16 protein-coding genes are annotated in these 24,238 nt (G+C 55.9%); 7 read left to right on the forward strand and 9 right to left on the reverse strand.

Going from position 1 to position 24,238, the window contains the following annotated elements; translation table 11 throughout:
- Window positions 1-142 precede the first annotated feature (142 nt).
- Window positions 143-460, reverse strand: coding sequence for a hypothetical protein (locus PMI26_RS06185; protein ID WP_007978167.1), 318 nt, complete (start codon window positions 458-460; stop codon window positions 143-145).
- A gap of 119 nt (window positions 461-579) precedes the next feature.
- On the reverse strand, window positions 580-1,545 hold the full coding sequence (locus PMI26_RS06180; RefSeq protein WP_007978168.1) for a hypothetical protein: 966 nt from the start codon (window positions 1,543-1,545) through the stop codon (window positions 580-582).
- 113 nt (window positions 1,546-1,658) lie between these two features.
- On the opposite strand from PMI26_RS06180, the gene PMI26_RS06175 reads away from it, so the two are divergent.
- Entirely contained in the window at window positions 1,659-3,425 is a 1,767-nt protein-coding gene (locus tag PMI26_RS06175) for a SulP family inorganic anion transporter (protein WP_007978170.1), read from the forward strand.
- Between the two features lie 151 nt (window positions 3,426-3,576).
- Window positions 3,577-7,080, forward strand: coding sequence for an alkaline phosphatase family protein (locus PMI26_RS06170; RefSeq protein ID WP_007978172.1), 3,504 nt, complete (start codon window positions 3,577-3,579; stop codon window positions 7,078-7,080).
- Between the two features lie 312 nt (window positions 7,081-7,392).
- Here PMI26_RS06170 and PMI26_RS06165 read toward each other — a convergent pair whose 3' ends face one another.
- From PMI26_RS06165 to PMI26_RS0129790, 3 genes are all read right to left on the reverse strand, one after another.
- The gene (locus PMI26_RS06165; protein WP_007978173.1) at window positions 7,393-7,902 is read right to left on the reverse strand and encodes a BRO-N domain-containing protein; all 510 of its coding nucleotides are present in this window, start codon (window positions 7,900-7,902) and stop codon (window positions 7,393-7,395) included.
- 391 nt (window positions 7,903-8,293) lie between these two features.
- Window positions 8,294-8,713, reverse strand: a complete 420-nt coding sequence (locus PMI26_RS30880) for a very short patch repair endonuclease (protein ID WP_081501008.1) — start codon at window positions 8,711-8,713, stop codon at window positions 8,294-8,296.
- Between the two features lie 130 nt (window positions 8,714-8,843).
- The gene (locus PMI26_RS0129790) at window positions 8,844-9,047 is read right to left on the reverse strand and encodes a hypothetical protein (protein WP_007978174.1); all 204 of its coding nucleotides are present in this window, start codon (window positions 9,045-9,047) and stop codon (window positions 8,844-8,846) included.
- Between the two features lie 313 nt (window positions 9,048-9,360).
- Here PMI26_RS0129790 and PMI26_RS30140 point away from each other — a divergent pair, with 313 nt between their 5' ends.
- Genes PMI26_RS30140 through PMI26_RS06145 form a run of 5 tightly spaced genes read left to right on the forward strand, consistent with a single transcriptional unit; the run spans window position 9,361 to window position 19,147 of the window.
- The gene (locus PMI26_RS30140) at window positions 9,361-11,979 is read left to right on the forward strand and encodes a sigma-70 family RNA polymerase sigma factor (protein ID WP_157222285.1); all 2,619 of its coding nucleotides are present in this window, start codon (window positions 9,361-9,363) and stop codon (window positions 11,977-11,979) included.
- Between the two features lie 38 nt (window positions 11,980-12,017).
- On the forward strand, window positions 12,018-13,472 hold the full coding sequence (locus PMI26_RS06160) for an ATP-binding protein (protein ID WP_033048189.1): 1,455 nt from the start codon (window positions 12,018-12,020) through the stop codon (window positions 13,470-13,472).
- Window positions 13,472-16,381, forward strand: a complete 2,910-nt coding sequence (locus tag PMI26_RS06155) for a Z1 domain-containing protein (RefSeq protein ID WP_007978177.1) — start codon at window positions 13,472-13,474, stop codon at window positions 16,379-16,381. The genes PMI26_RS06160 and PMI26_RS06155 overlap by 1 nt, the downstream gene beginning before the upstream one ends.
- Window positions 16,365-17,378, forward strand: coding sequence for a PD-(D/E)XK motif protein (locus PMI26_RS06150; protein WP_007978178.1), 1,014 nt, complete (start codon window positions 16,365-16,367; stop codon window positions 17,376-17,378). Before PMI26_RS06155 ends, PMI26_RS06150 begins: the two co-directional genes overlap by 17 nt.
- Window positions 17,375-19,147, forward strand: a complete 1,773-nt coding sequence (locus PMI26_RS06145; protein WP_007978179.1) for an AIPR family protein — start codon at window positions 17,375-17,377, stop codon at window positions 19,145-19,147. Before PMI26_RS06150 ends, PMI26_RS06145 begins: the two co-directional genes overlap by 4 nt.
- Before the next feature lie 181 nt (window positions 19,148-19,328).
- Here the strand turns inward: PMI26_RS06145 and PMI26_RS06140 are convergent, their stop codons facing one another.
- The 4 genes from PMI26_RS06140 to PMI26_RS06125 all read right to left on the reverse strand — a co-directional run bounded on the left by PMI26_RS06140 (window position 19,329) and on the right by PMI26_RS06125 (window position 23,904).
- Entirely contained in the window at window positions 19,329-20,915 is a 1,587-nt protein-coding gene (locus PMI26_RS06140; RefSeq protein WP_007978180.1) for a DNA cytosine methyltransferase, read from the reverse strand.
- 408 nt (window positions 20,916-21,323) lie between these two features.
- Window positions 21,324-22,571, reverse strand: a complete 1,248-nt coding sequence (locus PMI26_RS06135) for a ribonucleotide-diphosphate reductase subunit beta (RefSeq protein WP_007978181.1) — start codon at window positions 22,569-22,571, stop codon at window positions 21,324-21,326.
- Window positions 22,572-23,098: 527 nt separating this feature from the next.
- Window positions 23,099-23,452, reverse strand: coding sequence for a hypothetical protein (locus PMI26_RS06130; RefSeq protein WP_007978182.1), 354 nt, complete (start codon window positions 23,450-23,452; stop codon window positions 23,099-23,101).
- Window positions 23,453-23,640: 188 nt separating this feature from the next.
- Window positions 23,641-23,904 (reverse strand): DUF2790 domain-containing protein, encoded by a 264-nt coding sequence (locus tag PMI26_RS06125; RefSeq protein WP_007978183.1) that lies wholly within the window; start codon window positions 23,902-23,904, stop codon window positions 23,641-23,643.
- Window positions 23,905-24,238: the final 334 nt, after the last annotated feature.

The raw sequence follows: 24,238 nt of genomic DNA on the forward strand, positions 1-24,238 counted from the left end.
GGGATCATTAGGCCAGTTCAGCCTGCTAGCGATGGACTCAAGGACACCGCGTTTATCCAGGATTTGCGCGTTATCGTTAACGTCCATCGCGAGCAGGCTCGCTCCTACAGGGGGGCCATTTATCGTCAATCGATGAATTGGCTCACTCCACCATCGCAAAATCCGCCCGCCCAACCGGATTCGGCGTCGACCCTTTCACATTCATCCCCCGCCCCGGCGCAAAGCCGGGGAAGAACACCAACCCTTCCGATTCGAACCGATAGGCCAGCGCCAGGCGCGTGACATCCAGCACCTCCTGGCGTGCCTCGAAGCGTTGAATGGCCTCCACCGAGACTCGGGACTCGCGCGACAACTCTTCCACACTCCAGCCCAGCATCGCTCGGGCCTGGGCGCAGTGGGCCGGGGTGAATTGGAAGAGGGCGATACGTTCCAGGGTGATTTTCATCGCTTGAGAGGCCATGGTGTTCTCCGGGCTCGAGAGTGTTGGTCAAAATATACTGTGTTTTTGTACAGTTGTTTTGAGCCCGGATCAAACGCAATTTTTGATTATTCTTTTCAGGCAGACGAACGGCACTGCACTTATTTGTCCGCCAACCCCGGCGCTTCCCGCACGATAAAGTGATCCAGATTCTCGATGTTGGCGCTGAACACCCCGAACGTCTGCTCGGGGTTTTTCTTGCTCGGCACCTGCTTCAGCTCTGGCGTCACGCCATAAAAGAAGCAGTACAATTCCCGCCCGCTCTCGATGGCATGCTTGATTTCCTCGAGGAACGCCTTGCGCTTGCGGTAGCTGTCGATCAGCTTTTTGCTCAGGTAGACATTGACCGAGTAAGGCCTCTTTTCGAACCAGACCTTCTTCTCGAAATCGATGCGAAAACTCTGGGTGTAGTCCTTGATCTCCTTGACCTTGCCCCAGTAAATCAGCCCCTTGTTGTCCTGCAGGTACTCGATCTTCTTGAAAAACGAGCCATAAGGCGCAGTGTGCTCGCCAATCTTCAGCGGCACGCGCTTGAGCAAATCCTTGTCGTCGAAGTTCGACACGAAACACTCCACCGGGTGGGCGAAGACGCTGGTCTTGTCCGGGGCCGATTCCCGACCCGGTTGCTCGACGTTATGGGTCACCGAAGGCATTGGCGACTCGTCCCGCCCCCCGTCCGTCACAACCTTCGGGCTGGACGGCTTGCGCACATACTCACGCCGAGTCAGTAACAATTCCGACGGGAAATGTTCCTCGCGGCTGTCATCCGTTTCCGCCTCATCTACCCCCGACGCCGGCGCCTTCAAGCTGACATAAGGGCAGCCCTCGACATGCCGCGTACTCGGCAAGTTCTTGAAGTGCGGCGTGCGCACGTAATTCACATTCTTGGCGTTGAACGTGCCCAGCTCATTGGCCGCATCGAACGCCAGGCGACAGGCATCGTTGGGGCACTGGAAGTGTTCCCGGGCGGAGTCGAAATCCATCGTCTCGTCGAAATTCAGATCCCGAACGTCGTAGATCGACAACTTGTCGTTGAGGCTGAGGCAGTAGGCGAGGTCGAATTTCATGTCGGCTTCCAAGTCCTTTAGGTGAACAGCTTCCAGTGATGGCGCATTCGAAGCAATAGCTACACTGAGATCACTTCGATATCGCCGAGTCTGTCCATTAACGAGGGCGATTCATGAGCCATCCAGATACTTCGCCTCCTCACCCGGAGCCTGGCCGCATAGCCCGCCGGGACGAACAGACCGGTTGGCGTCGCTGGCTGCCGGGATTGGGCGTGCTGCGCGAATACCAATGGGCGTGGTTGCGTTACGACATCGTGGCCGGTCTGGTGCTGACCACGATGCTGGTGCCCGTCGGTATCGCCTACGCGGTGGCATCGGGCGTGCCCGGCATTTATGGCCTCTACGCGACCATCGTTCCGCTGCTGTTCTATGCCCTGTTCGGCCCCAGCCGGATTCTGGTGATGGGGCCGGATTCTTCCCTGGTGGCCGTCATCCTGGCCGTCATCATTCCTCTCTCCGGCGGCGACCCGCAGCGTGCCGTTGCCCTGGCGGGGATGATGGCGATCGTCTCGGGAGCGGTGTGCATCCTGGCCGGTATGGCGCGCCTGGGGTTTATCACCGAGCTGCTGTCCAAACCGATTCGCTACGGCTACATGAACGGCATCGCACTGACCGTATTGATCAGCCAGTTGCCCAAGCTGTTCGGTTTTTCCATTGAGTCCGACGGCCCATTGAGAAACATAGGGGCCATCGCCTCGGCGCTGATGGAAGGAAAGGTCAACTGGACCACCTTCACCGTAGGCGGGCTCACCCTGGCGGTGATCCTGCTCCTCAAAAGATGGCCGCGACTGCCGGGCATCCTGATCGCCGTGGTCGGCGCGACGGTCGCCGTGGGTGCCCTCGACCTGGCGACACGCGCCGGTGTGTCGGTCCTCGGTTCGCTCCCCCAAGGCTTGCCCGGGTTCGCCATCCCCTGGATCACCACCGCCGACATCGTCCCGGTGGTGATCGGCGGGTGCGCCGTCGCACTGGTCTCGTTCGCCGACACCAGCGTGCTCTCCCGTGTCTATGCGGCGCGGACCCGAACTTACGTCAACCCGAACCAGGAAATGATGGGCCTCGGCATTGCCAACCTGGCGGCCGGATTTTTCCAGGGCTTCCCGATCAGCAGCAGCTCGTCACGCACGCCCGTGGCCGAAGCCGCCGGCGCCAAGACCCAAATGACCGGCGTCGTCGGCGCACTCGCGGTTGCCTTGCTGCTGGTGGTGGCACCGGACCTGCTGCAACATCTACCGTCCAGCGCCCTGGCGGCGGTCGTGATCGCCTCGGCCATCGGCCTGATCGAAATCACCGACCTGCGCCGGATCTATCGCATCCAGCGCTGGGAATGCTGGCTATCGATTGTCTGCACCGTCGGCGTCGCCGTGTTCGGCGCGATCGAGGGCATCGGCCTGGCCATCGTCATCGCGATCATCGAATTCCTCTGGGACGCCTGGCGCCCGTACTCGGCCGTATTGGGCCGCGCCGACGGGGTCAAGGGCTACCACGACATCAAACGCTACCCTGACGCGTCCCTGATTCCCGGCCTGGTCCTGTTTCGCTGGGATGCGCCCTTGTTCTTCGCCAACGCCGAACTGTTCAGCGACCGCGTGCTGGACGCCGTCGCGGCATCGCCCACGCCCGTGCGCTGGCTGGTGGTCGCCGCAGAGCCGGTCACCAGCGTCGACGTGACCTCCGCCGACATGCTCGCCGAACTGGACGACACCCTGCACGCGGCGGGTATCGAGTTGTGCATTGCCGAGATGAAGGACCCGGTGAAGGACAAGTTGAAGCGGTTTGGGTTGTTTGCGCGGCTGGGGGAGACGGCGTTTTTTCCTACGATTGGGACGGCGGTGGATAGTTATGTGGCGATGTATTCGGTGGATTGGCTGAAAGGATAGGTGCTCCCGCCATTGGACAAGCCCCCATCGCCTGACTAGCGTTGTCTGGCAGATCGAATCGCCGCATGCCTCATATTGTCCAGCCATCCAAGCCTTGATTGCGGTGAAACCCGAGAGGTCGAGATCGAGACTGCACATCAAGGAGCGCACCATGCCGAACAACTGGCCCGACGGAATTGAGCACGTTGTCGTGTTGATGATGGAAAACCGATCATTCGATCATTTGCTGGGGGATTACACCCGTATCAACCCTGCGTGTGACGGTATCAACCGCAACGCGCCCAGCACCAATCCGCTGAAGCTGGCCAATGGCAATTCAACGGTGATCACCCAGGCGTCGGAGTTCCCGGAAAACTACAACCTGTGGGCGCCGCCGCCCCCTCTGCCTCCGGCGCTACCACCGAGCAACAGTGAGGGTTTCGACCTTGGCCATGAGTTCGTCAACGTAGAGACGCAGCTGGGCGTCTCCTTCAAGACCAGCCCGGCCAATCCCAAGCTCGATGGCTTTGCCCAGGATGCCTACGACAAGGCCCGCAAGGACCTGAAGGTGTACAAAACCTGGTCGCAGTCCATGGCCCAACGGGCGATGAACTACATCCCGTTCGGCGCTAAGCCAGCCGACGATACGCTGCCGGCCATCCACGGGTTGGCACGCCATTTCACCGTGTGTGATCGCTGGTTTTCCTCGGTGCCAGGCCCGACCTGGCCGAACCGTTTTTTTGCCATGCTTGGCAGTTGCAATGGCCACTTGCTGATGCCCTCGACCGGCACGGTACTGGCCGGCATCAAAAGCCTTATCGCACAGTTCGGCGGCGAGAGTATTTTTTCGCTGTTGCGCAGCAACGGCCACGACGCGCGCATTTACTCTGACGGTGCGGTTCCGCTGGCGGCGCTGGTCAAGGGTGGTTTGCAGCACCTGAGCATCGAGGCCTTCAAGTCGGACGTCGCCGCTGACAAACTCCCCGAACTGTCCTGGATCGAGCCGAGCTATGGCCTGCTCAACGGTAAACTCGGGCCAAACGTGTCTCATCATCCACCGGAGGATCTACGCTTTGGCGATCAGTTTGTCGGTGAGGTGTTCAACGCCTTGTCGGCCAATACCACAGTCTGGAACAAAACCCTGTTCGTGCTGCTGTACGACGAACACGGCGGTTTCCATGACCACGTGGTGCCGCCGACTTGCGTGGCGACCGGTTCAACGGTCGATGTGCCCTGGAAAAATCCCTTCACCCGTCTCGGCGTTCGTGTTCCGGCGATCCTCGCTTCGCCGTGGCTCAAGCCCGGGTTGATTCCCTGGACGGGCAACGTCCAGGCGCAGCATTACGATCACACCAGCCTGCTGGCGTTTCTTTGCGACCACTTCAAATTGCCGCGCAGTGCCCTCGGCCCACGGGTGATCGCGGCGCAGCATTTCGGCAATGCGCCTATCTGGCGCGCTGCACCGGGCGTAACGGCCGCGCCGACATTGGCGGCCACCATGGTGCCAAGTCGTGCCGGGTTGCCATTGATCGAGTCCGAACTGGCGACCCAAAGTCGGCAGGTGGTGGACAGCGTCACCGGTTACCTCGACGGCCTCGATCCAGAGCAGATCTGGAAGAGCAGCGCCCAATGGGTCAGCGGCTTTCTCGGCAACCGCAGCCGAGCCTTGGCTGATCCGGCTCAGGCCGCGCTGACACCCGCCGCGCCCAGTGCCGACAGCCTGGAGGCGAAACTGCGACGCTTGCAGGATTTGATGGTTACCGCCCAAGGGCATTCGGTTCCGCCGGTTGCGGCACCTGCCAGTAAAGCCTTGGCAGAACCAGGGTCGGAAGTCGCGCCAACGCGGCTGCGCATCCTGTGCCTGCCCGGGGTGGGGTTCAGCCGGGCAACGGGCGGGCAGGGTGGCATCGATGCGAACTGGCAGGAGCAATGGCGCACATTGATCCGCAATCAACTGGCGCAGAACGGTCGGCTCATCGATGACCAGGACATCGAATTTCTGTCTTTCGATGACCAACTCAAGGACGGGCCGGACTTCGCCCAGATCACCCGAGGCCTGGCGATGCTGAGGGCCGACGCAGGCGGCAAGGCCGACGAGAATTTCGGCAGTTGGGGCCTGCCGGTCAATCAGATGTTGCGCACCACGGTGGGCGCCATCGTGCAATGGATCGAAGACGCCGAGTTGCGCACGGCGTTGACTCAACATCTGCTGGCGAAGATCGAGGCATTCAATCCGCAGATCATCTTCGCCCAAGGCCTGGGCAGCCTGATCGGCTACGACGCCCTGCGCCGGTCCGTGGTGAAAAAAGGTTCGGCGCTCAAGCGCATCGATGGCCGCGTGTTCGTCAGTTTCGGTTCACCGATCGCACTACCGTTGGTGATGCGCGAAGTGTGGGGCGGGCGGGTCCTGCGCCTGAGCGAAAACGGCCGAGGCATCCGCCGTTGGTTCCACCTCTACAACCCCAACGACGGCCTGCTGAGCCGGCCGATCACCTCGCCGGATTCGGCGCGGGTCGACCTGCAAACCGAGTTCAGCGTGCCACTGCGTGATGACCTGCTCGACCTCAATCACGCCGCCCAGGCCTACTTGTCGTCAGCCACCAGCCAGACCGGCCTGTGGCCACAACTGGCCCGCGATGTGGTGGCCGCGCGGGCACTGGAAGTGCCGGCGTTCCTGTCCCGCAGCGGCCAACGCAAACGCCGCGCGCTGGTGGTCGGCATCAACGATTACCTCGACCCGAGCGCACGCCTCGACGGCTGCATCAACGACACCTACCTGATCAGCCGCATGCTCCAGGAAAGCGGTTACGACGCCGGCGACATCCGCTTGCTGCACGACGCCCGAGCGACCCGGGCCAACTTCGTCGAGCGCCTCGAATGGCTGGTGGAAGGCGCCCGCGCCGGCGACGAGCGTGTGCTGTTCTACTCCGGCCACGGCACCCAGTTGCCGGTCTACAGCAGCAGCGGTGAAGCCGACTGCATGGACGAAACCCTGGTGCTCCACGATTTCGACTGGGACGACGAAAGCACCCACTTCACCGACAAACTGTTCCGCCAGTTCTACAGCCACCTGCCATTCGACCCGGACGGCCACGGCGCCAAACTCACTGTCATGTTCGACTGCTGCTACGCCGGCGGCATGACCCGCGGCAACGGCCGCGTGCGCGGCATCACCCCACCCAGCGACATCCGCCACCGCATGCTGCGCTGGGACCCCTACGCCGGCGACTGGGACCGCCGCGTCTACGCCGTCGACACCGACCGCCGCGACTTCAGCGAACAAGACAACAAAACCCGCGGCCTCACCCGCACCCGCACCACCCAAGGCGCCGCCACCGGCCTGCGCCCCGAGAAAAAAGCCAAGCTGCTGAGCCAAGGCAAACTCTACGGCCACCACGGCCCCTACATGCCCCTGATGCTCTACGCCGCGCGGGAAAACGAAAAAGCCAGCGAGTATGAGGTGGGGTCGAACAGCTATGGGGCATTCACTTATGCCTTGGTTGAGCAACTGCGCAAGTTGCATCAGGAGGATGCGACGTTGGGGTTTGATCAGTTGATTGAGCGGGTGGGGAGTGTGTTGAGTGCCCGGTCGCTTGGGCAGACGCCGGAGATTGTTGGGCCTAGTGGGGTTAGGGCGGCGGTGTGTCCGTGGCGGATTAGTGGGTTGGGGAAATGATGCTTTAGCGTTATCACAACCAAAGAAAAGGGCCACTGGAAAATCCTGCGGCCCTGATCATACCGACGTTCCCAGCCAGCCGCTGAACCCCTGTGGGAGCGAGCCTGCTCGCGATTCGCAAAACCAACACAACAACCAAGCCAACCACCAACCTTGTGGCGAGGGGGCTTGCCCCCGCCGGGTTGCGAAGCAGCCCAAACTGCTGCGACTCGGGAGTATCAGACAAACTGAATTGTGCGGATTAACGACTGCTCCCTGAAAAGTAATTGGCTATCTGAGACCCGGACAGCCAATTTTTGAATGGGCGACCAATCAGTACCCACGCATCACTCGTGAAGCCTTTCGCCACCAAGACTCACGTTGATTGAAAGAGTCATCCGCCAACACACACGGCATATCCCGCAATCGAATCCAAGGCTCGTCCTGCCAATGCAACATGCAGAGCGACATCTTCGGCCAATCAAGCAAACTCAACGTCGGGCGCTCCACCATTCGCGATGGTCGTGCATCCCGCAGCGCAGGCACCACCTGGTGCGTCAGCCACTCTCGCAGCAATCGATTCTCAGGGCAGTAGTGATAAATCAACAACGCATACACACCTGACTCGCTCACCATCAAACGCTCTTTAGCTGCGCCATAGAGATCGATGAGCATGATTTGCCTCTGGTCCGCATCGAGCTTGCGCGTCACGCGCTCATCAAGGTGTTTACCCATAAGTCGCCCGAGATCATGCGCGCAGAACCAAGCCTGGTTCTCCAACAGAAGGGCATGCAGGTGGACGTTGTGACGAGTGAAAAGGGTAGGCTTTAGTGATTCAGGCATGGCGGACCTCCTGGAACGGAAGCGCGTGACTGGATCTGTAGGTACGGCGATGCACCTTCATCGTGAAGGTCGGATGGTCAGGCATTTCCTTTACCTCTGGCTGCTTTCTTAGGGCATTCGTTAAGGGTGTCGGGAGCTAAGAAACCCACCAGAGACGGGCCGGACATATTCCCCTTTCGGGTCTTGTATTCGCCCACTCCCGACATAACGGGGATTTTCTCGCAGGCGTAGAGAAACCGCAGGCGAAAAAAAGCCGCATGACTGTCGGGTGCGGAGGACCGCTCTGGTTTAAGGCGTTTCTTAGGCGCCGAAACGAAAGCCTAGAGGCTCAGTGCTGCAGGGTCAACCTTTCAAAATCGGTCATGATTTTTTAACCGAAAATATCTAGGGCTTAAGCACTCAAACCGAATATTTTCCGGATTTCTGTGCGTAGGCGCTCCCTGTTTTTGGTGTGGCATTCCCAAATGATCGCCACTCTCCATCCCCGCGAGTGTAGCGCCTGCAGTGCATCAGCATCTCGTTCCACGTTCTTCGCCAGTTTTGGCAGCCAAAAGTCCAGCCTACTCTTGGGCGTATACGCATATTTGCAGTCAGGATGTCTGTGCCAAAAGCAGCCATGGACGAATATGCATAGTCGGTGTTTGGGGAACACCAAGTCAGGTTTTCCCGGCAGATCCTTCCTATGCAGACGATAGCGAAGCCCCATTTCATGACAGACCGATCGCACGACCATTTCAGGTTGCGTGTTTTTGCCCTTGATCATCGACATGATCTTGGAGCGGTGTTCTGGGGAGACTATGTCTGCACTCATTCAATGTATGCGTCCGGATTTGTCCATTAGCTCAACTTTTGGATCGAGACTCTCGACATATGGCATCAACTGTGCCGCCAAGGCGCGCAGTTGTTCGACGCCCAATTCCACCTAAGAGTCGAGATCCCGGTCAGAGGAATTTGCCCTGGTGCGGGCGGTGGACTGCCTGCCAGATGTCCAATCCGTCCTGCGCCAGCACTTTCATGCGATTCGCGAGGCGATTAGCAAACAGGTAAGCACAGTACAGATGCGCCGCACCGAACACGGCGACCACCCGTGTCAGCGTACCGACACGCGTTGCCTCTGACTCAAGACTCTCTCGAACCAAGGTCATTTTTTACTCTGGATCGGTGGCGGTGCTCTACCTTTACGTGCTTACGACAAGTGGATATTGTGAATGGCGTTGCGCCACTGCAAGCTGCTCAGTGACATATCAACATAAATGATTTTTGAATGGTCCCACGTCACATTCAATCGCTTCCTCGTTAAGGTCATCTAAATGCCAGCCTTAAAAGGCGCTTGAGTTTGCAGGTGGAGCATGGACAAGGAGTTGGACCTGATAAGAATTAGATGTAGCAAACTCATTTCTCGAATCATAGTTGCGGAAGCCACTTTTGAGGCGGGCGCATGGGCATGTGGACAGTGCCGTGGTTAAACTGAATCCATTGCTCCGCATGGCGACCATTGCTGGTGTCGAAGTCGCGGTCAAACTCCACATTGCACGGGGTGATGATCTCGACGCTCGAGACGGGGGAGGCGCTACTCCGCTGATGCTGGCCTCCGTCCGAAAGAAAAAGGGCATTGTGCGGCTGCTTTTGGACGCTGGGGCAAAGCCAGAGTTGCTCGACCCCGAAGGTAGGAACGCTCTCGCATACGCGGAGATGGGTGAGTGTCCCCAATGTATCGCTCTGTTGAGAGATGCTCTTGGTTTTTCCGATCAAGTAAATGAACACGACGTCAACGATGAAGACTCGCCTCAGTCTGACGTGAAAACGGTAGAGTCCTTTCATCCCCCCTTACTGAGTGAATCGTCATGTCACGATGTGGAGGATGAAACGGCTGAGGTGGCGTCTCAGTTCGATGAAGAAGTAGTTGTGTCCGACGCCCACCCAGTTCTTGTGCCCGCTATCTGCGAGGAGCAGCCTTGCATCCGAACTGGTGAGCATATCGTAGTGGCCGCCGAGGCGGAGGCGTACTCAAATCTGATCGACCTTGACGACGAACCGCTCGATTTTGGATTCGAAGGTCACTGGGTGGCGGAGTCCGAAGCGGTTGCTCCAGAGGGGGACAAAACCGTAGCTGATGAAATCAGCGCACTTCAAGGAGCGATAGGTCGACACAAGGCGATCGACACTGATGTGGAATGGGACGATGTCGATCTGTTTCTTCCAGAAAGGGCGCTTCCCTTAGCGAGTGATGATGGTGAGGGCATCCGTGGCTTGCTCTTCCAGGGACTACGCGAGGGTACAGTATCTGAGACAGCTCTTATCGATGTATGTCGAGACGCTGATATCACCCGCAATGAAGAAGCTGAACGTCTTCTGACTTTCGTTTTAGGCGATCTCGGCGTTGTGATCGATGAGTGGGCGGGGTTGGCCGAGCAGTCGGATCTTCTCGAGCCGACAACTGACGAAGAGTTGAGGCTATCAGAGGCCCTGGAATTCGTAGAAGACCTGGCATCAGGTCGTAACGAGCCGCTGAGATTTTATGCAAAGGGGTTGAAAAAAGACTTACTACTAGCAGCAGAGGAAATCGCTTTAGGTCGGGAGATGGAGGATGCAAGGGGCCAGGCACTGGATGCTCTCTCTTGCTGGCCCTCTGGTCTTAGTGCTGTTTTCGAGGCCGCCGACAGGGTAGCCAGCGGAGAGGTAGGTCATGAGGCATTCACCTCTCGACATGATCTTGTTGGCGAGGGCGGGGGTGACGAGAGCGCCAGTGAGGTGTCGTCCGGTGATGAGGTCGAGTATGAGGAAGACAAATTCGGACTCGATACGGACGCAGCAGCCTTTGTATCTGCAGTTTCAGCTGCACGTTCTGCCGGCAATGACTCCGTGAGGGTCCGTGATGCGCTTGCGGCCGCCAATCTTTTCCGAGGTTTTCTGCTCGAGCTTTCGAGGAAGGCTGATTGCGATTCCGCAGGTGCAGACTTCTCCTCTGCAATTCGACGCCAAGAAGCTGCGCGGGAAAGGATGACTCTTTCAAACCTTCGCTTGGTGCTTTCTATAGCGAAGAAATATCGCTGGTCTGAGCTTCCTTTTGATGATCTTGTGCAGGAAGGCAACATCGGACTTATTAAGGCTGTCGAACGCTTCGACTGGCGCAGAGGTTTCAGATTTTCTACCTATGCGACGTGGTGGATTCGTCAGCAAATTTCGCGTGCAATCGCTGATAAGGAACGAGCAGTCCGTGTTCCAGTGCACATGCAGAACTTGGCAAGGAACATTCTGCGTGAGCGGGATGAGTTCGAAATTGAGTTGGGGCGCCCTGAAACCGAACGCGAGACATCACATCGAACGGGAATAGCCCTAGATAAGCTCAAGCTTCTTTTGACCGCCTTCGAGAAAATCGGCAGCTTGGACGAACACTTTGCCGGGTCCTCGACATCCTTGCTCGATATTCTCTTAGAGGTGGAGTCATCGGACCCGGCGATTGCTGCAGAAGTCGCTTCCCTGCGGGAAATTTTGCTCAACATGATTGGAGAACTTGACGAACGTTCGGCTGAGGTCATCACCCTTCGTTTTGGTTTGGGGCAAGAGGATGCCATGACGTTGGAGGAAATTGGGCTCCGATTCGATGTCACCCGTGAACGGATTCGACAAATCGAGTCGAAGGCACTCAAAAAACTATGCCATCCAATCAGAATGGAAAAGTTGGCCTTGTACGTGGGCGACTACTTCGAGCTCAAACAGCCTCTATCTCCGGAGGTTCAGTTAGAGGAGACCAGGGGGCGAGGTACTAAGCATCTTGATGGGGGCGAACCTCATCAATCGGTATCTGAGGAGTTAAAGATCGTTCATCAGGTCTTAAGTAAGCCCGCTTTCTCCGAGTCTCCGGTGGAGGTAAGTGCTGCTCGTCACGAGGGGCAGTTATCCGATCTTCTGGATGAGGCAAGGGCTCTTGGCCTTAGCGTTGAGGAGATGCATTCGGATGATTGCCGGATTCACGTAATGCTGCCAGCACAGCCGGATGTTCAGGTTCGTAAAGTTGCTCGCAAGATGGTTGATATTGGCTTCACACTTCTTTCTGGAACTACTTACGTCAAATGAGCGAACGCACCAGGTATGCCCCGCCGCGAGCCGGCGCGATGCTGGAAGCCCTACGAGGCCTCGGATATTCGACCGCCGCAGCTTTAGCTGATGTGATTGACAATGGTGTTTCCGCCGGAGCATCAGAAATTCATGTGACGTTCGCTTGGGATGGTGAGAGAAGTCGGATTTCCATCTTGGACAACGGGCGAGGCATGGACGACTCTGAGTTAGAGGCAGCAATGACTCTTGGGGCTAAGAATCCCCTCGATGACCGTGCTCCTAGTGATCTCGGTCGATTTGGGATGGGCTTAAAAACCGCTTCCTTCTCTCAATGCCGCTGTCTCACTGTTGCGTCTAGACGGATGAATGGTTCAGTTTCCTGCCTGCGCTGGGATCTCGATGCCATTGCGGCATCGACGGATGTTGGCTGGAGGATGTTTGAAGGGGCGGCCCGAGGCTCTGAAGCTTTCGTTAAACCAGCCGATGCACTTCACTCCGGAACAATAGTCCTCTGGGAGCAGTTGGATCGAATTGTCACGCCTGGCTATACCCTCGACCACTTTGCCGACTTGGTAGACGATGTGGAGCTACGTCTGGCAATGGTTTTCCATCGCCTGTTAGAAGGGGCGAGCCCGACTTTCCGGCTGTTCCTCAACGACAAGTTGGTTAGTCCGTGGGATCCCTTTATGACAGGGCACCCTGCAAAGCCTTGGCATTCTCCAGTCGCCCGAATCATCACGCCATCAGGCATCGTGGAGGCCCAATGTCATGTTCTACCTCACAAAGATCGGCTTTCCGAAGAGGAATTCCGTAGGGCGGGGGGAGCAGAAGGGTGGACCTCTCAACAAGGATTTTATGTATATCGGAACCATCGTTTGCTTCTGGCAGGCGGGTGGCTTGGGATTGGGCAGGGGCGCGCATGGAACCGAGAGGAGCCTCACCGGCTTGCCAGGATCAGGTTGGACATTCCTAATACTGCCGACTCCGCTTGGAAGATCGATGTCAAAAAGTCCACCGCTCGACCTCCCGTAACCGTGCGTCCATGGCTTACGAAGTTGGCCGAGGATACGAGAGAAAGAGCCAGAAGAGTCTTTGCTTTTCGGGGGGCGCCAATGCCCGGGCCTGGAGGGCTCAAAATTGAGCAACAAGCATGGCGTGTCGATAGGCTAAAGGATGGTGTTCACTATCGCATTGATGAGAGACATCCGGCGGTGGCCGCGGTGATTGAGGCTGTTGGCGGTAATGCAAGTCTTGTTCGGGCCATGCTACGGGTCGTCGAGGAAACAGTGCCTGTACAGCGGATATGGCTCGATACAGCCGAAAATAAAGAAACTCCACGCACGGGGTTCGAGGGGGAGCCCAACGCGGCTGTAATCGAGGTTGCAGGCGTACTATTTAATGACTTGATCGAACGCAAGGGGTTAAGCGTCGAAGATGCTCGCAAATCGATACTTAGAACCGAGCCATTTCAAAACTATCCAACACTAGTCGCTAAATTAGGGGAGAGTTAATGACCTCAGCGGAAGAGACAGCAGCGCAAGCGGAATTGCTGGAAAATGTTATCGCTACTGCGCAGCGGCTGGTGAAGGCCGAGAAGGATAAGTCCAAAATTACCCCGACCTTCATTGCCGAGAAGGTTCGGCTTGCGACGGCAATGTTCGCTGGCGATTCACCGTATGTAGTCGATCAGGGAAAGGCCGTCGTCACGCTAATCCAGCGCTTCAGCCACCGGATCGGCAAATCCACCACGCTAAAAGACAATGTTGGCCACTTTGATTGGCTCACTGCGGCTCGTAAACGCGATTGGCATTACTGGCGGCGCTACCGAGACTTCTTGGAGTCCAAGCTCTCCGACACGGTGGTTGACGGGCTGGATGAGGCCACCGATGACATTCTCGGCTTGCTTGAAGACCCTCAACGGCGCGATGACTGGGATCGCCGAGGGCTTGTTGTCGGGCATGTTCAGTCCGGGAAAACCAGCAACTACTCTGGTCTCATCTGCAAAGCAGCCGACGCGGGCTATAAGATCATTATCGTGCTCGCGGGCATGCATAACAACTTGCGTTCACAGACCCAGATGCGGCTAGAGGAAAGCTTCTTAGGTTACGAAACGACCGTTGACCGCGACCCTGGTATGCCTATTGGCGTTGCGGAGTTCGGTGAGGACTTGAAGACCAATTCCGCGACCACGCGGGCAGACAACGGTGATTTTAGCAAGGCTATCGCCAAGCACTTTCATGGTATTTCGCCCGAAGAGCGACCTTGGCTTTTTGTTGTTAAGAAGCAGAAGAACGTTCTTACTGCCTTGCTTAATTGGATTCAAACTCGTGTGGCAGATAGCACTTGCGCGAGTGACGACCGTAAGCTGGTGACGAAGCTTCCGCTGCTAATGATCGACGACGAGGCGGACAACGCTTCCGTTGATACGGGTGAGCAGATGTTCAATGATGACGGGACGCCGGACCAGCAGCATCAACCCAAAACAATCAACAGTCTCATCCGACAAGTGCTCCATTCCTTTACTCGCAAGGCTTACGTTGGCTATACGGCGACGCCCTTCGCCAATATTTTCATCCACCACAAGGGGGCTACTACAAATGAAGGCCCAGATCTATTTCCTAGGTCCTTCATAATCAACCTCGCGGCACCGTCGAACTACGTAGGTCCTGCCCGTATGTTTGGGAAGCTAACCAAGGACGGACGTAAGGGTGCGCTGCCTCTTTCGAGAGATATTGTGGACCACTACGATTCAGGCTTGGACTCTGGCTGGATGCCGCCCAAGCACCCAAAGACCCACGTCCCAACCTATGACGGCCAAGAGATCATTCCACCTTCGTTGCAAGAGGCCATCTGCGCTTTCGTGCTCGCCTGCGCGACCAGAGAGCTTCGCGGCCAAGGTGACCAGCATAGCTCTATGCTGATCCACGTTACCCGTTACGTCGATGTGCAGAGTCATGTGTGCAAGCAGGTTGAAGAGGCCGTGCGCCGCATGCGGCAGCGAATCGTACGCGGCATTGGTTCGGACGAAATACTGGCTCAGTTGCATAAGCTTTGGAATGAGGACTTCGTTCCCATTCGCGACCAAGTTGCGGAGCTCTCGCCGGTTGAGGAGCACCCGTCAGCTATGCCGAGCTGGGACGAGATCCGAGCAGTACTGCCTGAGGTGTTAAATGACATAAAGGTTCGCCCAATCAATGGCAAGGCCAAGGATGTGCTCGACTATGCAACACCAGGTGCGGCACTGAAAGTAATTGCAATAGGCGGTGAAAAGCTTTCCCGGGGCCTGACACTTGAGGGGCTGTGTGTGAGCTACTTCGTGCGCACGACGAAGATGTATGACACGCTCATGCAGATGGGACGCTGGTTTGGTTACCGCTCTGGCTACCTGGACCTATGTCGCCTCTACACTTCACCAGATCTGGTGACGTGGTTCTGCCACATTGCAGACGCATCGGAGGAGCTACGGGATGAGCTTGACTTCATGGCCGAGGCCAAACTGACACCGGAGCAGTACGGACTCAAAGTGATGTCACATGAGGTGCTCACAGTCACCTCTCCCTTGAAGATGCGTAACGCGCAAACTCTTTCGCTAACTTATAGCGGCACGCGTCCGCAGACTATTGTCTTCCACCGCGACGCTAAGATCCAGCAGCAGAATCTCGACGCCACAGACTCCTTGATCGAGTCGCTTGGGGGGGGGAGTGAGGATTCACCTAAGTATGAACGCGATGGTGATCAGGATTCTTGGCCAAATGCTCGCCTTTGGAAAAACGTGGATGTAGACAAGGTGCTCACATTCCTCGGGGCGTATGCAACGCATCCGAACGCTACCAGCGCCAAGGCCCCCGTGCTGCATGAGTTCATTTCAAAGATGGTCGATACTGGGCAGTTGGCGAAATGGAGCGTAGCTCTGCTAGGCGGAGGGACTGGCGAAGGAGATGAGCACATCTTTCCTGGAGGCACTCCTTCAACAAGATACTCTATTCGCAAGACCGACGACTCCGCGGATCCTGAAAAGCTGAATGCAAAGAGCTTCGCCATTGGTGTTTTAACCGATCCCAAAGACGAGGGTGTGGACCTTGGCGATGAGGTATGGCGGGAAGCTTTGGAGCTCACTCGTGCGGCCTGGAAGCGGGACGATGCTCGTAACCGCGTCACCTCACCGAGTGTTCCTAGCGGCAAGGGTATTCGGGAGGTCCGTAGAAAAATAGGCGGTGACTCTGACCGAGGTCTGCTGCTGCTTTACCCGCTTACACCATATTTTTACAAAGATAAGGCGCGCGACAGACTCATTGTTCCTGGGTGGAGCAAACCCATAATGGCTTTCGCCATTGCGTTTCCCGCAAGCGCTAATCCGATTAGCGTGGAATATGAAGTTAACCTTCTCTATTGGATGCAGGAATATGGCCCGTCTGAGTGAAGAGTTTCTGCTGGCCTGGTCATCACTGTCCGGTAATGATTCCATGCCAGGTTGGCAGGCTATTTCCCTTGCTTCTGCAGGCCCCGTCGAGGTGCAGGCAGGGCGGCGTTCGCCGACCAACGCCGAGGCGATACTGTTCTGCTTCCCGACTGCTAAGTTGGTTCGAACTGAAAAACTACCCGAGGGGCAGGGTTTCTTGATTGAGAGAGCCGATTCGGCAAATTATGGGGAGCTAACGTTGGCGCTGACTCGCAAAGAAGCCGGAAGCTCCGAGCTTTTCACTGCGATGGTATGCGATGTAGTCGGCGCGATAGATGATGTCGCTACTACTGGCGTTGACGAAAGCAAGTTGTTGCGGGTTTTAATTGGACGAGTAATTGCTTGGAAGCAGTTCATGTCGCGTGGGGCGAATCCTCTCAGTCCAGAGGCAGAGCTCGGCCTGGCGGGTGAACTCACCTTCATGGTTACGCTCTTGGACTCAGGTGTTCCGGTCGAGGAGGTGCTCCGGAGCTGGGTGGGACCCGATGATGCTCCGCAAGATTTCCTGTTAGGAGACGGTGCGGTTGAAGTCAAGGCTACGATGTCCTCGTCAGGCTTCCCTGTGAAAATAGGCTCCCTTGAGCAGTTGGACGACTCCCTAACATCGCCTCTATTTCTCGCCGCCGTGCGTTTTTCGCGTGAGGAGGGTGGGCTCACTCTTCCTGAGATGATCGCGGAGACTGAGCTACGACTAGGAGGAGAACCAGGAGCGGTCAATTTTCTTAGAGAGAGGCTCATGGTCTCTGGTTACTTCGAAGGCCACTCGAGTCACTACATCCGAAAATTCGAATCGAAGGAGAAGCGGGTTTTCTCTGTATCCGAAGGCTTCCCGAGATTGACTCCGGGAGTAGTTCCCGCTGGAGTCACGCGTGCCCTCTACGAAATCAATCTGGACCACGCCGGAGACTTCCTTTCGGACCTCGACGCGGCTCTGAAACAATTAGGAGTAACTGGATGACGCTTGATGACTTTTTCGCAGAGACTAGGAGCGAGATTGCAACCCAGATGTCTGATGGCGCTGCATTCGGTGAACTCGTTTTTTCCGAAGTGGTGATGCAGCACCTCGTTGATGCGGGAATGACTTTCGACCCAGTTGTCTGCCACTTTCAGGGGAAGGTCGGAAATGCGAATTTGCGCTTGAGCGGTTATGCCATGTCTGAAGACGCTGACCAGCTTGATCTGTTCGTAAGTCTATACGAAGGCTTCGAAAGCCTGAGCCCTATCCCCGATCAAGACGTCAAGACAGCGGCGGCCCAATGTGTTCGCTTCTTGGAGCTCTGTGCAGCTGGCCGTATTGCCGAAAAGCTTGATCCGTCAAGTGATGTCCATTCCCTGGCGCTGACGATTCGAGAAATTTACGACGGGCTTGAACAGGTACGTGTTTACGTACTTACGGACGGTATAGCCAAGTCGAAGAGTTTCAAAGCCCGAGACGTTGGCGGAAAGCACGTGAAGCTGGAAGTCATGGATATTGAGCGACTTTTTCGCCATCGTTCTGAAGGTAAGCCACGTGATGAGCTTGTCGTTGACTTCAATGAGGTGTCAGGTTCTCCACTGCCGTGCGTTTTCGTACCAGGCGAAACAGGGGACTATGACTATGCACTTACTGCAATCCCTGGTGAGGCGCTTCGGTTCGTTTATGAAAAATTTGGACCTCGCCTGCTTGAGGCCAATGTGCGCTCATTCTTAAGCGTGAAGGCCAAGGGCGTGAATGCGGGACTCCAGAATACTTTGCGGAGTGCCCCGGAAAGATTCATGGCCTATAACAACGGGATCGTATTAGTCGCTGATGAGATGCGACTGGATCGTACCGCAGATGGATCGCCAGGCATCGCTTGGTTGCGTGGCATGCAAATCGTTAATGGTGGCCAAACTACAGCTTCAATTTTCTTCGCCAAGAAAAAATATGCAGAAACGGATTTGAGCAAAGTTCGCGTTCCAGCCAAAATCATCGTTATGAAAGAGCAAGATCCTGCAAAAGAGGAGGCACTTGTCTCCGATATCTCGCGCTATGCCAACAGTCAAAATGCTGTTCGGCAATCAGATCTATCAGCCAATAAACCATTCCATGTTGATATTGAGCGGTTATCGCTTTCGGTCTATTGCCCTGATGGCATGGGCCGATGGTTCTACGAGAGGGCTGCGGGCAGTTACAACACTCTACTCTCACGTGAAGGTGTCACTCCAGCTAAGCTTCGCGCCCTGAGGGAGTCTGTACCAACCTCGAGAAAAATAACAAAAACTGAGTTGGCAAAGTACTCCACTGCGTGGGATGGCCAAGCTGATGTTGTCAGTCTTGGCGCACAGAAGTGCTTTGACCGGTTCATGTCTGGTATGACCGACGTTGAAGCTAAAGGTACAGTTTTTACTCCGGATGTTTCTTATTTTAAGGCTATTGTCTCGAAAGCTCTGTTATTCAAGGCAGTACACAAGACTGCGCGACCATTAGTGCCTGCCTTTCTCGCGAATGTTGCGGCTTACACTGTTGCATTAGTTTCTCAAGCTTATGGCAAGTCCTTTAACCACGAGCGTGTCTGGAGTAGACAGGGTATTTCTCCTCAGCTTGTTAAGCAGATCGAAGTTTGGGCTCGGGAGGTCAATGATCGTCTTCATGAGACAGCAAATGGGAGGATGATCTCTGAATGGGCAAAGCGTCCAGAGTGTCTAGAGGCAATGTTCTCTCGACCGTTCTCTCCTCCCTTGGCAGATATTCCTGAGGTGCTCTGACATCCCATGACCCAGACAGAAAGCTCAAAACTATGGGTGTAGGCTTAGTAAATCGCGAATTTTCACTGACTGAGGTTCGCTGAAAATTCGCCGGATAGTTTCGGGGCGGGAGGGCTGTCTGCCCCCCCCCCCTTAAACTATCCGACGCAGATTGTGTTGCTCGATAGTCTGTTTTGTTCGATCAAATACCAAGTGACGCTTGGCGGCTTTTCCCTGAGCGATAGGAGTCGATGATCTCAGCGACAACAGCTGCAATCTTTCTGGCAAGAAGCGGCGGAACTGCGTTTCCGATTTGTGTGTACTGCTGTGTTCTATTTCCCTCGAAGAAGTAATTGTCAGGAAAAGTCTGCAGTCGCGCGGCTTCGCGAACAGTCAAACTGCGGCACTGGCTTGGGTCCGGGTGAATGTAGTAATGACCATCTTTAGCTATGTGGGCGACAACTGTGGTAGACGGACCATCTTCCATTTGAACTCTGAAACGGTCACTAAAGGGAACGGAATCGGAAGACACGTTTTCATGAGCTGGCAGGAGTTGGGCAGGGAATTGGTGTATTTTTGGTGAGGTGCCGTTCAACCGTGCGTAGCTTGCTGCAAAAATATACCTATGCAGGTCAGAGCGCATATGGCTCCGAGCCTCATGCTGTAGCACCCCATTCAGTCTGGGGTCGAGAAACCACTCACGTTGCTTGGCACTCATTTCTGGAACTACTTTCCAAGGTATGAATCCTCTGCCATTAGATTTCAGCCGCTGTGCGTTAACAGCCGCATCCTTCATGGTATCTATTAAATCCCCCCAGCCAGCCACATAAGGCCGTAAAAGCATAGAGCTGGCCTCATCCAAGGCTGAGAGCCAGGCTTCGAGGGAGTCTCCTCCCCTTGAAATTTTGCTCCGTATTGGAGGGAGCCCTGATAAAGCCTGCCCAACTGTGAAAACCGTTTTGCTGGGTTCCATTACAAGCTTTTGCGGACGCTCCAATAGAGCAGGACAGCTCGAGGCAACGTCAGAGCGAACCCCAAGCAGGATAACCCTGTGTCGAGCCTGAGGAAGACCGTGACGTTCCGCTTGAATGACAAAGTCATGTGGATCTGGTTTCTCCACATCTTTAGGGACGACTAAGGAACGGATGTTGTACGAAAGATTGCCACCAGGAGTTGAGAGGTCCTCGAGAATTTGCTGGAAAATGTTCGAGCCGCTGTGCTTCGAGGAAAGTATGCCTTTCACGTTCTCCATGACGAAGATCGTCGGTTTGAACTCGCGAATAATCCGCAGATACTCTTTGTAGAGAAAGTGCTTCTCGTCGCTTTCAAACTCCTCTTGGCTCTCGCGTGTTCGACGGGCACGTCCTGCTACTGAGTATGCTTGGCACGGCGGTCCGCCAATGAGTACCCATTCATCTGCGCCTATCAGGGCTTCCCTGATCCAATTATCGACCTCATCGGGCGAAATTTTACCAAGCTCTGCTAGCTTAGCTTCTTGTGCAGCCTCCACCGCTTCTGCCGGTACGTCCGGATGCTTGAAAAGCTCTTCACGAGTGATTTCGCCCCGGACGTATTGGTAGTAAGCCTCCGGTGCTTCGCCTTTTGGAAAAGCGCGAAACAATGCGCGGAGGGATAAAGTCGCGTGAGCGACAGGATCTTTCTCGATCGAGACACGTAGCTGAAACTTACGTACTCCCTTCTCAGGGCCACCGATTGAAGAGAATCCCTCCCCGAGTCCGCCCGGGCCGGCAAAGAGGTCGATGACCGGGATAGAGTCCTTATATTTCATTGATTTAGTCGATGCGCCTAAGACGAAAATAAAAAAAGCGCACTGTAGCGCTCAGGTGAATTGCGGCCCAGAAGTGACACGCCCTATATGCGATAAATGGTAACGGTTCACTAGGTACCGGGCAAGAAATGAACTTTAAGTAGAGGTGCTGAATTCCACCGAATGTAGGTACGCGACAAGGCTTCCGGCCCAGTTCATTTTGTAGCAAAGGCCTCAATGGTCGGGCTGTCATAACGGTTAGGAGTTTTGAGTGGCCATTAAGGCGGAAACTGCTGTAAGTGTTGTAGGTATTTTCTACGTGTAAGGGGGGGTGAATATCCATGGCCAAACAAAAAAGCCCCGATCAGATCGGGGCTTTCGGTTTTTCGATGTATGACACCATCGTCAAATCGCGGAGAAACTAGGGAATCAATCCCAGCTCAAAGCCCCACCAGTCTGATACTCAATAACCCGAGTCTCAAAGAAATTCTTCTCTTTCTTCAAGTCCATGATCTCGCTCATCCAAGGGAACGGGTTAGTCGTCCCTGGGTACTCTTCCTTCAAACCGATCTGCGACAGGCGACGGTTAGCAATGAACTTCAGGTAGTCCTCCATCATCGCCGCATTCATGCCCAGCACGCCGCGAGGCATGGTGTCACGCGCGTATTCGATCTCCAGCTGAGTACCTTGCAGAATCATCTGCGAAGCTTCTTCCTTCATTTCAGCATCCCACAAGTGCGGGTTTTCGATTTTGATCTGGTTGATCACGTCGATGCCGAAGTTCAGGTGCATGGATTCGTCGCGCAGGATGTATTGGAACTGCTCGGCGACGCCGGTCATTTTGTTGCGGCGGCCCATGGAGAGGATCTGGGTGAAGCCGCAGTAGAAGAAGATGCCTTCCAGGACGCAGTAGTAGGCGATCAGGTTGCGCAGCAACTCTTTGTCGGTTTCGACGGTGCCGGTTTCGAACTTCGGATCGGAGATCGAGCGGGTGTATTTCAGGCCCCAGGTGGCTTTTTTCGCGACCGATGGGATCTCGTGGTACATGTTGAAGATTTCGCCTTCATCCATGGCCAGCGATTCGATGCAGTACTGGTAGGCGTGGGTGTGGATCGCCTCTTCGAAGGCCTGGCGCAGGATGTACTGGCGGCATTCCGGGTTGGTGATCAGGCGGTACACGGCCAGGACCAGGTTGTTGGCAACCAGGGAGTCTGCGGTGGAGAAGAAGCCGAGGTTGCGCATCACGATGCGGCGCTCGTCGTCGGTCAGGCCTTCCGGGTTTTTCCAGAGGGCGATGTCGGCGGTCATGTTGACTTCTTGCGGCATCCAGTGGTTTGCGCAGCCGTCCAGGTACTTCTGCCAGGCCCAGTCGTACTTGAAGGGTACGAGTTGGTTGAGGTCGGCGCGGCAGTTGATCATGCGCTTTTCGTCAACGGCGACACGGGCGGAGGCGCCTTCGAGTTCGGCGAGGCCTTCGGCGACGTCGAGCGAATCCAGAGCGGCTTTGGCGCGGGCAACGGCGGCGGAGTCAGCGGCGGTCACGGCACGGGCTTCCAGGGCGGCGGCACCGCCGGCGCTGTCGAGACGGTCCATGTTGGCTTCGGTGGCGTGGCCAGCGTTGGCGCTCTTGACTGCTACTTCCGTGTCTTCTTTGTCGAATTCGTCCCAGCTCAGCATGACGTGTCGTCTCCTGCGTGAGGGCCAGAGTGCCCGTGTGAAAATGGATAGGTTGGTTTTTCACACGGCCTTACTGGCCGCGTTGGATCTAAAGGAATCGTTTTTTGCAGCAGCTATACGCAGGCATCAAACAGAATTTTGTACGGGGTTCCGAGAGCCACTGATGGGCGCAGCAAGCGGCAAGCGCCTGTGCGGGGCTTCAGACTGGCTTTTCATCCCTGTAAGGGGATATTGCAGGCCCGTTTAAGGCCGCATTATAGGGAAGTTTTGCGTGCTGTGGTGCGGCGAAATGGCTCACGGATCGGTCGACGGGGGCCGTATTTCGGTCGGAGCGAGGGTTTACAGGGCTTTGAAGGGCATTGGCGGGGGAAGATTTTTTTTCCTGATTTTTTGCCCCGGGAATTTTTTGTACAAGAAATAACCAAAAAAGGCTTTTTTCACTACATCTTGTGTTTCTGTGGGGTTTTCTCAGGCTCCAGACACAACTAAGCCCGACCGAAGTCGGGCTGTGAAGTCACGCGGGTGGATCAGCTCAGGCGACCTGCACCGACGTGGTCGGCGCCATCGGCAGCGAGGCGGGCGGCGCCAGTGTGGTCAGCGCCGTCGGAAGCCAGTTTGCCTGCGCCTACATGGTCGGCGCCATCGGCAGCGAGGCGGGCGGCACCGGTGTGGTCAGCGCCGTCGGAAGCCAGTTTGCCGGCACCTACATGGTCAGCGCCATCGGCGGCAAAAGAGGCTGAACCGGTGTGGTCGTAACCGTCGGAAGCGACAGTCGCTTCAGTGGTGTAAGCGGCCGAGCCGGTGCGGTCGTAACCATCGGCGGCGAAGGTGTTGGCAGCCAGGACGGAGAGGGTCAGGGCGAGGATCAGTTGGGTTTTCATGGTCAGTGCTCCGGATTCGTGGGCGTTGTTTGTCTTGGGTTGAATAGGATGCTACGCCGATTAATTCGATTAAAAAGCGCAAATAAATGCTTAAAACAATCGATTTAATCGATAATTAAGGTTCGGCGCTTCATCTGCCTGATCGTGGCGGGTGGGTCGAACCTTATTGGGGGAGGGTGAAGCAGGGATCAGCCGTTAGAGCAACCGTTGCCCATCGCGCTGTAACGCAGGATATGCCGTTGACCGTTGGAATCTTCGTATTCCATTTTCATGGGGACAACTTCACAAACATTCGGTGCTTCGCTCATCGAGATCACTTTGGCGATGTCCAGATTCATCGAGTAAGTGTATTCCTCAATAGGCGGTTGTTGCTGCGCGACATCAGTCGGGGCCTCGCTTGCCATGGCGGTTACGCACACGCTGCCGAGGGCCAGAACCAATAAAGCTTTCATTTGAGTTTTACCTTTCTAAGGTCGAGAGGGGGCACGCAATCCTTTTGAGATTGCGTGTGGAGCTTCAGTACCTGGGTGTTTGATTAACTGCCTTCGTGGGGGCTGTAACTTGGTTAATCAGGTTGCCTTGTTGGCGTGGCAGATTTTAGGGGGGACGGATACGTTCATATAGACGTGGTTTTGATAAACACCTTTGACAGATCCTGTAACAATCCCTGAATAGCCTGTTCTTTTGTAGGAGCGAGCCTGCTCGCGATGAGCCAGAGAACACCGCGGGGTGTCAGATTGGGCGCGTTATCGTTGACGGCCATCGCGAGCGAGCCTGCTCGCGATG

This window comes from Pseudomonas sp. GM33, from assembly GCF_000282295.1.
GTDB lineage: Bacteria > Pseudomonadota > Gammaproteobacteria > Pseudomonadales > Pseudomonadaceae > Aquipseudomonas > Aquipseudomonas laurylsulfatiphila.